Source organism: Pararhizobium sp. DWP3-4, assembly GCF_049898205.1.
Taxonomy (GTDB): Bacteria; Pseudomonadota; Alphaproteobacteria; order Rhizobiales; family Rhizobiaceae; genus Pararhizobium.
The window spans coordinates 432,468-444,123 of record NZ_JAFCXF010000003.1 but is presented as its reverse complement, the minus strand read 5'-3'; the positions used below and the strand labels follow the sequence as shown (position 1 = coordinate 444,123).

Sequence of the window (11,656 nt, the reverse complement as noted above, 5' to 3'; positions counted from 1 at the left end):
CTGTCTCCCGTCGGCCGATCCTGTCAGGCCGACATCTTGTTGAGTGCGGGATCCTGGGCGTGCCTAGCAACGAAGGCCGTGATGCGCGCCACGGAATCGAGATTGGCCGGGACGATATCCGCGTCGGCCATGACGAAACCGAACTGGTCTTCGATGAAGGCGACCAGCTCAAGAACGCCGGTGGAATCGATGACCTCGTTTTCGATCAGCGATGCCTCGTCCTGAAGATCGTAGGACGTGTCGCCGAACAGGAAATTCTCGATGATGAAGGCCTTGATGCTGTCCTTGAAGGGCTGGGTCATATGTCTTTCCTCAAATAAAGCTCAAGCCGCCTTGGTGCTGAGCACCTTGGCGGCCGAAAATGTGTTTTGCCAGAGCTGGGTTGATAGGATGCCGACGAAGGCGACATTGTCGCGATAGCCGGACGCCGGCTTCTCGCTGCATTTCTCGTAAAGTTTCGAGACGGCTTTCGGATTGAAAAGCCCGGTTTCGGCGATGCTGCGTTCACTGAAGGCATCGCGGACGTAATCCCGTTCGTTCTTGCCGACGAAGGACTGGCTGTCCGGTGCCCGGTAGGGCTGCTTTGTCCGGCGCCCGATGGAGTCCGGAAGCAGGTCTTTTGTGGCTTCCCGCAGGATGTGCTTTTCGACAAGCCCCTTGAGCTTCATTTCAGGAGGCAGATGCGTCGCGAATTCGACGAGGCGATGGTCGAGGAAGGGAAAACGGCCTTCGATGCCATGTGCCATGGCCATGCGATCGCCCTGGCTCGACAGGATATAGCCGGGCAGAAGGAAACGGCTTTCGAGACATTGCGCCTGATGCAGCGGGTGCCAGCGGGCGAAGTCCCGCGGCAGAAGCGAAATCATTTCTGCGGCGGCATCGTAGCCTGCGAGCGTTTGGCGCAGGTCGCCGGAGAAGAACAGCTTGGCGGCTGCCGTTCCGCGCAGGCGTGGCCGGTGCGAGAACAGCGGATCATCCGGTCTGTCATCGCCGGCGCCGAAGAAGGCGGCGAGATATTCGGCCGATTGCTGCTTCAGGCCGGGCAGATAGGCATAGAGCTTGCGAAACAGGTGCGGCCTGATCCGGGAGCCGGGCTGGCGGGCGCAGAAACGGCGCACTCGTGCCTCCTTGAAAATATCGTAGCCGGCAAATACCTCGTCGGCACCTTCGCCGGTCAGGACAACCTTAAGGCCCTTTTCGCGAACAAGGCCGGACAGCTGGTAGAGCGGCGCCGGGGCCGTGCGCAGGACCGGGCGTTCGGTGAAGCGGATCACATCGGGAAAGACGCTGGCGATATCGCCTTCGCCGCAGGCAACCGCGTGATGATGTGTGCCGAGCACCTTGGTCATCTGTTGCTGGAAAGCGCTTTCGTCATGTTCTGCGCTGCCGAAGGTGACCGAGAACGTCGAGAGGCCGCCGGCTGCCATGGGGGCGGCCAGTGCCGAGACGATCGACGAATCGAGGCCGCCGGAAAGATAGGAGCCGACCGGAACATCCGCCCGCATCCGGATACGCGTCGCATCGGTCAAGAGGGCGCGCAATTCCTCGGCGGCGCCGCGTTCGTCCGTGTAGACGGCAGGCTCGCCCATGTCGGGATATTGCAGCTGCCAGTAATGCTTGATCGAGACATCATTTTTCTCGGCGATCAAAAGATGCGCTGGCTCAAGTTCGAATATGTCGCGAAAGGCTGTGCGCGGTGCAATTGGTGCCCAAAGCGTGAAGATTTGATCCAGCGCCAGCGGATCCATCTCAGCCGCGACGCCGGGCACCTGGAGCAGCGCCTTCACTTCCGAAGCGAAATAAAGGGTCTTGCCGACCGTCGTGTAGAAGAGCGGGCGAACGCCCATCCGGTCGCGGGCAATGACCATGCGTTGTCTGGATGCGTCCCAGATCGCAAAGGCAAAATCACCGTTGAGCAAGGAGACGCAATCCGGCCCCATGCGTTCGTAGAGGTGCAGGATTACTTCGGTGTCGCTGCCGGTGCGGAACACATGGCCCTGCGCCTTCAACGTCTCGCGCAGCTCGACATAGTTGAAAATTTCGCCGTTGAAGACGATGGTGAAATTGCCGCTGGAATGCGTCATCGGCTGCTGGCCATCGCCCAAGCCAACGATCGACAGGCGTGCATGGCCGAGCCCGACCGCGGGAGCGGTGAAAATCCCCTGCTCATCCGGACCCCGGTGCGCGATCGCGGCAACCATGCGCTGCAACAATGGCTGTGCATCATGGGGCGCGACGCCATTTCCAAAATACCCGCCAAATCCACACATGCCGCAGAATCCCCGACTTGCCCTGAGAGGCCTGATAGTGCCTGAAAAGCGTCCGTGATGTGTTAATCTGGACCAGAATTCAGAAGCAAATTCCTATATTTGGTCTCACGGTAAAAATTGATTTAAAAAGAATTTTGAATTTTTATTTAAACTGTAAGTAAGCAACCGATGGCGACGATTCTCTCATCGACTGCAATTTCATTCGTGTTTCCCGGCTCGTCCAGGGCGGCGTAGATCGTTGCGTGGACTTGTCCGTGTCTAAATCCATGCAATCCTTGGTGGATTTTGATGAAAACCGGGACTGCCTTCGCCTTATGCCTTGATGGTTAATCGATCCTGAAATCGAAGGCAGCGCTATCTGACTGCTTAATCACGGGTCCGCCTTGCGGAATTGCGTCGTATGGGCGCTGGGTGATCGACAAAAACAAATGTTGGTTTTGAGTTCGCGGATGCGGCCTTACAGATCAGTACGACGGTCAGCAAAGGCCAGAAGAAGCAGAAGACCAGGCCTGCTACGCGGTGGGGCGACCACTGGCCGCCGGTTCTTTCACCCTCGATATAAGTCGGCGCCAGATAGAGCAAGGCGATGGCACCATAAACCAGCATCTCGATTTGCAGGGTGGACATATGCCGCGCTCCTCTCGTTGCGTGTGGTTATTCTTTCCTTCATGCAATTTGAGCGAATATAAGCTGGAAGTCACTATCGTAATAGGTGAGATTAGGACTTTCTTAACTTAAGGTAAATTTGGTTTTTTGCGCGTTCGGCCGCACTCGCAACTGTTGTTTGCGGTGGCTTGATTTCGGTGATGGTGCGAGCCAACCGGTTGACAGGCGTTCAACTCTCACCTTAGTTTAAGTCAAATACATTGACTTAATGGCTGGATCAACGAAGTCTGGGGAGGAGTTCGTCATGGCTGATGCCGCCGGACACGCTTGAGGCCGCCGGCGCTGACGATGCCTTAAAGAGCAGGGGCTTCCGCCTTGATGTGGCTTTTCCTCCAGCGCTACCCAGTGGTTATCAAGGCGAGCGATCTTGCCATGCTCCGCATCACGCACAATATTGCCACAGCTTTTCGAGCAGGCGGCTTCAGTGATCGGCGATAACTGTTTTCGTCCGTGCGCTCGCCCATCCCAAACTTAATCACACAGGGTTCAACATATGGATTATCTGGTCAATCTTTCCCTGGTTAAGCCGGTTCCGGAACTCGATGCGCGCATGGAAAAGGCCGGTGTCAGCATCAGGCGGGCGCTTGCGCCGGAACTTGAACTGGTCACCGGCTGGGTGCGAGAAAAGTTCGGATCGGGATGGGCAAGCGAGACTGCCGTGGCTTTTGCCCGCCAGCCGCCGACCTGTTTTCTTGCGACGCGGGCCCAAAAGCTGATCGGCTTTGCCTGCCATGAATCGATCGCCCGCAGCTTTTTCGGACCAACGGGCGTGGATGAGGCGGCACGCGGCGAGGGCATCGGCCATGCCCTGCTTCTCGCCAGTCTGCTGGATTTGAAAGTGATGGGATACGGCTACGCCATTATCGGCGATGTCGGGCCATCGGCGTTTTACGAGCGGACGGTGGGTGCTGCGCCGATCCCGAACTCCGCGCCCGGCGTTTACGCGGGGCTGCTCACCAGCGCCGAATGACAGTTTTCTGGAGGACAAGATGACGATTGCAAGCAAGACCAAATATCAGCTGGAAACATTCTGGGTGCCTGCGGGGCAGGATGAAAATCCCGTTTACACACTGACCTTGACCAACAACACCGATCAGCCGCTGGCCGATTTCAAACTTTGCGTGTCCGGCCCGGCCCGCATCGACCCGGAAGCTACGGTCGAGGGCGGCAGACTGTTGAAGCGGCTGTCGAACCACTCGGAATTCGCACCGCTAGAAGGCTTCGTGCTCCAGCCCGGCGAGACCTGGACCATCAAGGCGCATGGCATGAGCTATCATCCCAAGCATTGGACCGATGGTGCCAATGCCGGTTATGTCGTGCTTGCCGACAACAATACGGTGCCGGTCAGCGTCGCTCCGACGCGAGCCAAGGGCGACAATGCGGCTTTGACGCGCGGTGCCGTCGTTTATCCGGTTCCGAAGGTTGCGCCGGTAGCGGTTTCCGTTGTGCCATGGCCAAGTGCCGTCTCGGTTTCCGGCCAGATGGCCCCTCCCGCCGGACTTGCGCTGCATGCCGAGGATGGTGACGCAGCGGCTGCTGCCGGGGCATTCAAGGCGCTTGTGGACAGCCTGTTTCCTGTCGAAGGTATCGTCCGTCCTGCAGCTGAAGGCGGGTTTCCAGTCTCGTTTGCTTCAGTCGCTGGCTTGGCGCCGGAGGCATATGATATCAAGTTTTCAACATCCGGGGTGACGGTTTGCGCAAACGCGCGAGCGGGTTTTCTCTACGGATTGATCACGCTTGGGCAGATCCTGCGCGGCTCGCGGCTTCATCCGGAGACCTTCCTGTTTCCGGCATCCGGCGAGATCACCGACGCGCCGGCGCTCGGCTGGCGTGGCGTGCATCTCGATGTCGCGCGGCAGTTTTACGGCACGGCGGAAATCGAGCAGTTCCTGCGCATCATGGCCTGGAACAAGCTGAACCGGTTCCATTGGCACCTCTCAGACGACGAGGCATGGCGCGTCGAGATCGATGCCTATCCGGCCCTGATGGAGATCGGTGCGTGGCACGGTCACGGTCTGAAAATCCCGCCGCTTCTGGGCTCCGGCCCACAGGTGACCGGCGGTTATTACACCAAGGCTGCTATTCGCCAGATCGTGGCGCTTGCCGGAGGGCTCGGCATTGAGGTGGTGCCGGAAATCGATGTGCCCGGACATTGCTATGCGATGTTACAGGCGATCCCGGAACTTCGCGATCCGCAGGAAAAGGGCAGTTATTTCTCAGTGCAAGGTTTCCCGGACAATTGCATCAATCCGGCGCGAGAGGAAACCTACCGTGTTCTTGAGACGATCTTCGACGAACTGATCGAGCTGTTTCCATCCAAGATCATTCATATCGGCGCCGACGAAGTGCCGCTCGGGGCATGGTCGGGCTCGCCCGAAGCCCTGGCGCGCTTGCGCGACGTCAGCGGCGAAGCGATGGTAACTGCGCATGCCGCGCGGCTGAATGTCGTCACCAACACGCATGGTGCAGACGAGATCGACGGATCGGGTGCTGCGGTGCTGCAGGCGGAGTTCCTGGCGCGTATCCAGGCCTTTCTCGCCTCGCGCGGCCGCATCACCGGCGGCTGGCAGGAAGCGGCCCATGGCAACGTCATCGACAAGAAAAAGTCGCTGCTGTTCGGTTGGCGGACGGTCGAAGCATCTGCGGCCTTGGCAGGCGAGGGCTACGACATGGTCGTTTGCCCCGGCCAGGTCTATTATCTCGACATGGCCAACAGCCAGGCATGGTCGGAGCCGGGTGCCAGCTGGGCCGGCTGGTCCGATCCGGAAAAACTCTACACATTCGATCCCATCGAAGGCTGGACTGAAGAGCAGAAGAAGCGCTTGTCCGGCGTGCAATGCTGCATCTGGTCGGAACCGATGACGGATCGCGGTGTGTTCGACAGGCTGGTCTTCCCACGTCTTTCGGCGCTTGCCGAAACCGGTTGGACATTGCCGGAGCGAAAGTCCTTTGCCCGCTTTGAGGCGCTGATCGGCTTGATGCCGATCCTTTACGGTATTTACGCGGAACGCTGATCTGGAAAGGAGCGCGGGCAATACCTGCACGCGCTCCTTTCGCAGCGATTGCAAATTCGGCATTTGTCGCGTGTGGTCGAATATGATGAGGTGCAAAATCAATTAAAGATTGTGACGTTTAGTGGTGTTTTTGCGAACGGGGAGTTCGCCGAGAGGCCGATCCTAAAGGCGACTTTTAGCCCGGAATATTTTCCGGAAAATCTTCAAAAAATAAAATAAAAACAATTGATTAATTGCGGAGTTGTTTATGGAGAGGTCCACCATCGAGGATGATGGCGGAAATCCTTATGCCTAAAAATTACTCGGCTTATTAATTCTTATTTTAGTAATTATACTAATAGTTGTAGCGTGCATTCGAATATTAGAATGTTCGAGCATGACGCTCATGCACAAGCCGGGAAGACCGGCATGTCTTTTTCAAAAAAACCTGACCGGCGCGGTGGCTTCTTTCCGAGGTACAGCGCTCGCCAAAGCCAGGACCCACGGCCACAACAGATATTGAAATACACGGGCATTCGCGGTTTTGACCGGCCGAAGCGTGTGCTCTTTGTTGCGCCCAAATGGCGCATGAAAATCGATTAGATGCCGAAGGAGGCGTTGTATGAGCAGGCTTTTCCCACGTTTTGGTGGCGATACCGCAGCTGTTCTGGCTGCGATGCACAAGTCACAGGCGATTATCGAATTCGATCTCAGCGGCAATATCCTCAACGCCAATGCCAATTTCTGCGCGGCTTTGGGCTATGAGCTTGCCGAGATCAAGGGCAAGCATCATCGGATTTTCGTTGATCCAGCCGAAGCGAACAGTGTGGAATACCGCGAATTCTGGGGGCGGCTCGGCCGCGGCGAATTCGACCGGCAACAGTACAAGCGCATTACCAAGAGCGGCCGCGAGATTTGGATCGAGGCCTCCTACAACCCGGTTTTCCGTGGTGGCAAACCCTATAAGGTGGTGAAATTCGCAACCGATATCACAGCTGTCAGGCAGAAGGCCTTGGAAGATGCCGGCAAGCTGAATGCCGTCTCCCGTTCGCAGGCGGTGATCGAATTCACCCCGACCGGCGAGATCATCACCGCCAACGAAAACTTCTGCGGAGCGCTGGGTTATCAGCTGCAAGAAATTCAGGGCAGGCATCACCGGATGTTCTGCGACCCTACTTATGTGCAGACGGAGGAGTACCGGCAGTTCTGGGAGGGGCTCGGACGCGGTCAGTTCACTGCGGGCGAGTTCCTGCGCTTCGGCAAGGGCGGCAAGGAAATCTGGATCCAGGCGGCCTACAACCCCATCGTTGACGACAAGGGAAAGGTCTTCAAGGTCGTAAAGTTCGCGACCGATGTGACCGAGCGCATGGGCGCCGTCGGTACGTTGGCAAAGGCCCTGAAGGGTCTGGCTGATGGTGATCTGACACAGACCCTCGACAAGCCTTTCGTTCCGACGATGGAAAAAGTCCGCCATGACTTCAACGACGCGGTGGGCAAGTTGCGGTCAGCGATGCATTCCGTTGGTTCCAATGCCCAGGCAATCGCGGCCGGCTCGACGGAAATCCGCTCCGCAGCCGACGATCTGTCGAAGCGGACAGAGCAGCAGGCTGCCTCCGTCGAGGAGACAGCTGCGGCACTTGAGGAAATCACCACGACCGTCGCCGATTCCAGCCGCAGGGCGGAGGAGGCCGGTCATCTGGTTGCCGCGACGCGCGCCAATGCGGAACGGTCGGGTGCTGTGGTCCGTAACGCCATCACGGCGATGGGTGAAATCGAGAGTTCGTCGCGCGAAATCTCCAACATTATCGGCGTCATCGACGATATCGCCTTCCAGACCAATCTTCTGGCGCTGAACGCCGGGGTGGAGGCGGCCCGCGCCGGTGATGCCGGCAAGGGGTTCGCGGTCGTTGCCCAGGAAGTACGCGAACTTGCCCAACGATCGGCCAAGGCTGCCAAGGAGATCAAGGCGCTGATCAACACGTCGGGTGAACAGGTGAAAAGCGGTGTTTCGCTGGTCGGCGAAACCGGCAAGGCACTGGAAGAGATCGTCAAGCAGGTCCAGGAGATCAATACCAACGTCGTCGCCATCGTCGAAGGCGCACGCGAGCAAGCGACCGGGTTGAAGGAGATCAACCAGTCGGTCAATGCCATGGACCAGGGCACACAGCAGAATGCGGCGATGGTCGAGCAATCGACGGCCGCCAGCCATAGTCTGGCCCGCGAAGCGGAAGCTCTGTTCTCGCTGCTTGGCCAGTTCCGGGTCGGGCAACAGACGAGCGCCCCCCGGGCAGTGGAGGCCGGACACTACTCCCGGCCGGTGGCATCGCCGGCCCGCAGGGTGGCAGGGCAGGTGATCCGCGCCTTTTCCGGCAGCGCAGCACCTGCGCAGGAGAATTGGGAAGAGTTTTAAATCGGCGAGCCCGGCTGAAATGAAAACGGCGCCGCTGATTGCGGCGCCGTTTATCATTGTTTCGACCGGCCGCTTATTCGGCGGCTTCAAGTCCGGGCAGGAGCGGCTGGGCATGCAGTTGCGTTACCGAGGCTGTTTCGTGGGGGGCGGCATGATGCCCGCTTTTCTTCAACGGCCGGTTTCCGGTCATTGCCCGCACCAGCGTATAGAAGACCGGGGTGAGGAACAGGCCGAACAGGGTCACGCCGATCATGCCGGAGAACACCGCAACACCCATGGCGTGGCGCATTTCAGCACCGGCGCCGGTCGAGATCACAAGCGGCACGACACCCATGATGAACGCCATCGAGGTCATCAGGATCGGCCGAAGCCGCAGGCGGCTCGCCTTGATGACGGCTTCGAACGGCGTCGCCCCTTCGAACTCCAACTCTCGGGCGAACTCGACGATCAGGATGGCATTCTTTGCCGACAACCCCACCAGCACGATCAGGCCGATCTGCGTGAAGACGTTGTTGTCGCCTCCGGTCAGCCAGACCCCGCCAAGCGCGGCCAAGAGCGCCATCGGAATGATCATGATGATCGATAGCGGCAGCGTCAGGCTTTCATACTGGGCTGCCAGCACCAGGAAGACCAGCAGGATCGACAGCGGGAAGATCAGGATACCGGTATTGCCGGCAATGATCTCCTGGTAGGTCAGCTCGGTCCATTCGAATGTGACGCCGGCGGGCAGCGTTTCGGCGGCGATCCGTTCGACGGCAGCGCGGGCCTGGCCGGATGAAAAGCCGGGTGCTGTGTTGCCGTTGATATCGGCCGAGAGGAAGCCGTTATACCGCATGGCGCGTTCCGGACCGGCGCTCGAGGTGACATTGAGCACCGCCGAAAGCGGGATCATTTCGCCGGAGCTTGAGCGGACTTCCAGCTTGCCGATGTCTTCCGCCTGGGCGCGGTAGTTGGCATCGGCCTGCACACGCACCGAATAGGTCCGCCCGAACTTGTTGAAGTCGTTGACATAGACCGAGCCGAGATAGATCTGCAGCGTGTTGAAGATTTCCGTCAGCGGAACATTCAGCTGGCGGGCCTTGGCCCGGTCGACATCGGCATAGAGCTGCGGAACGTTGACCTGATAGCTGGAGAACATGCCGACCAGTTCCGGTGTCGTATAGGCCTTGGCCATAAAACCCTTCACGGCTGCATCAAGTGCTTCGTAGCCTAGACCGGCCTTGTCCTCCAGCTGCAGCTTGAAGCCACCGATGGCACCGAGACCCTGGACAGGGGGCGGTGGGAAGATAGCGCTGAAGGATTCCTTGATGACGCCGAGTTCCTGGTTCAGCCTTCCTGCGATTGCACCGGCGGAAAGATCCGGCGTCGTGCGTTCCTCGAAAGGCTTTAGCGACAGGAAGACGATGCCGGCATTGGAGGAGTTGGTGAAGCCGTTGATCGACAGGCCGGGAAAGGCGATGGCGCTTTCGACGCCGGGAACCTTCAAGGAGATGTCGCTGATGCGGCGGATCACTTCTTCCGTGCGGTCCAGCGAAGCGCCGTCCGGCAGCTGTGTGAAGCCGACCAGATATTGCTTGTCCTGCGGCGGTACGAAACCGGGCGGCACCGCCTTGAAGAAGAATACGGTGGCGCCGACGAGCAGCAAATAGACGCCCATCATCAGGGTCTTGCGCGAGATCACACCCTTGACGCCCGAGCTATAGGCCCGCGAGCCGCGTGAGAACACGGCGTTGAAGCCGCGGAAGAACCAGCCGAACAGAAAGTCCATAATCCGGGTCAACCGGTCCTTCGGCGCATCGTGGCCGCGCAGAAGCAGGGCAGCAAGCGCCGGGGACAGGGTAAGCGAGTTGAAGGCCGAGATGACGGTCGAGATGGCGATCGTCAGGGCGAACTGCTTGTAGAACTGACCCGTCAGGCCGGAGATGAAGGCGAGCGGCACGAAGACGGCGACGAGAACCAGCGCGATCGCGATGATCGGGCCGGAGACTTCCGTCATTGCCTTGTAGGTCGCCTCGCGCGGCGAAAGTCCATGCTCGATATTGCGCTCGACATTTTCCACGACCACGATCGCGTCATCGACGACGATACCGATGGCCAGCACCAGTCCGAACAGGCTGAGCGCGTTGATCGAGAAGCCAAGCATCTGCATGACGGCGAAAGTGCCGATGATGGAGACGGGAACGGCGATCAGCGGAATGATCGAGGCGCGCCAGGTCTGCAGGAAGATGATGACAACGATGACGACCAGTGCAATGGCTTCGAGCAGCGTATGGATGACGGCCTCGATGGAGGCGCGCACGAACTGCGTCGTGTCATAGACGATCTCGTAATCGACATCCTGCGGCATCGATGCCTTGATCTCTTCCATGGTCGTGCGAACCTGGTCGGCGATCTCGATCGCATTCGAGCCGGGTGCCTGGAAAACCGGGATAGCGACGGCCTGCTTGTTGTTGAGCAGCGAGCGAAGCGAGTATTCGGCCGAACCGAGCTCGATGCGGGACACGTCGCGCAGACGGGTGATCGCGCCGGTCGGGCTCGTCTTGATGATGATCTCGCCGAACTCTTCTTCGCTTTGCAGGCGGCCCTGCGCATTCACCGAAAGCTGCAGATCGACCCCTTGTGCATTCGGCGATGAACCGATCACACCAGCGGCAGCCTGAACGTTCTGGGCGCGGATTTCATTGACGATATCGGAGGCCGAGAGCCCCAGCTGCGCCATCTTCTGCGGATCGAGCCAGATACGCATCGAGTAATCGCCGGAGCCAAACAGCTGCACCTGGCCGACGCCGTCGATGCGGGCCAGCCGGTCCTTGACGTTGATCAGCGCATAGTTGCGCAGATAGGTCATGTCGTAGCGGCCTTCGGGCGAAGTCAGGTGCACCACCATCATCAGGTCCGGGGAGCTCTTGATGGTGGTGATGCCGAGGCGGCGGACTTCTTCCGGCAACCGTGGCTCGGCCTGGCCGACACGGTTCTGGACAAGCTGCTGCGCCTGGTCGGGGTCAGTGCCGAGCTTGAAGGTCACGGTCAGCGTCATCAGGCCGTCGGTCGTCGCCTGGCTGCTCATGTAGAGCATGTCCTCGACGCCATTGATCGATTCCTCCAGTGGCGTCGCCACGGTCTCGGCAATGACTTTCGGGTTGGCGCCGGGATAGTTGGCGCGAACGACGATCTGCGGCGGCACGACATCGGGATATTCCGAGATCGGCAGGATCGTCATCGCGATCAAGCCGCCAAGGAAGATGATAAAGGACAGAACGCCCGCGAAAACCGGGCGATCGATAAAGAACCTAGAGATATTCATGGCGTGATCCGCC

At 59.1% G+C, this 11,656-nt stretch carries 8 protein-coding genes; 4 read left to right on the top strand and 4 right to left on the bottom strand.

The window, feature by feature from the left end:
• Positions 1-23: 23 nt before the first annotated feature.
• From ACP7E6_RS11485 to ACP7E6_RS11475, 3 genes are all read right to left on the bottom strand, one after another.
• Positions 24-302, bottom strand: coding sequence for an acyl carrier protein (locus ACP7E6_RS11485; protein WP_426229896.1), 279 nt, complete (start codon positions 300-302; stop codon positions 24-26).
• A gap of 21 nt (positions 303-323) precedes the next feature.
• Entirely contained in the window at positions 324-2,270 is a 1,947-nt protein-coding gene (gene asnB, locus ACP7E6_RS11480; protein WP_426229895.1) for an asparagine synthase (glutamine-hydrolyzing), read from the bottom strand.
• A gap of 366 nt (positions 2,271-2,636) precedes the next feature.
• Positions 2,637-2,897 carry a hypothetical protein gene (locus tag ACP7E6_RS11475; protein WP_426229894.1) on the bottom strand — a complete coding sequence of 87 codons (261 nt, stop codon included), beginning with the start codon at positions 2,895-2,897 and terminating at the stop codon, positions 2,637-2,639.
• 532 nt (positions 2,898-3,429) lie between these two features.
• Between ACP7E6_RS11475 and ACP7E6_RS11470 the strand changes: the two genes are divergently transcribed.
• The 4 genes from ACP7E6_RS11470 (at position 3,430) to ACP7E6_RS11455 (ending at position 8,339) form a co-directional block, all read left to right on the top strand.
• The gene (locus ACP7E6_RS11470) at positions 3,430-3,906 is read left to right on the top strand and encodes a GNAT family N-acetyltransferase (RefSeq protein ID WP_426229893.1); all 477 of its coding nucleotides are present in this window, start codon (positions 3,430-3,432) and stop codon (positions 3,904-3,906) included.
• A gap of 19 nt (positions 3,907-3,925) precedes the next feature.
• Positions 3,926-5,950: a beta-N-acetylhexosaminidase gene (locus ACP7E6_RS11465; RefSeq protein ID WP_426229892.1), complete on the top strand. Its 2,025-nt coding sequence runs from the start codon at positions 3,926-3,928 to the stop codon at positions 5,948-5,950.
• 366 nt (positions 5,951-6,316) lie between these two features.
• Positions 6,317-6,532, top strand: coding sequence for a hypothetical protein (locus ACP7E6_RS11460; RefSeq protein WP_426229891.1), 216 nt, complete (start codon positions 6,317-6,319; stop codon positions 6,530-6,532).
• 19 nt (positions 6,533-6,551) lie between these two features.
• Positions 6,552-8,339 carry a methyl-accepting chemotaxis protein gene (locus ACP7E6_RS11455; protein WP_426229890.1) on the top strand — a complete coding sequence of 596 codons (1,788 nt, stop codon included), beginning with the start codon at positions 6,552-6,554 and terminating at the stop codon, positions 8,337-8,339.
• Between the two features lie 73 nt (positions 8,340-8,412).
• On the opposite strand, the gene ACP7E6_RS11450 is transcribed toward ACP7E6_RS11455, so the two are convergent.
• A complete protein-coding gene (locus ACP7E6_RS11450; RefSeq protein ID WP_426229889.1) occupies positions 8,413-11,643 on the bottom strand; it encodes an efflux RND transporter permease subunit in 3,231 nt (1,076 codons plus the stop codon).
• Between the last annotated feature and the right edge of the window lie 13 nt (positions 11,644-11,656).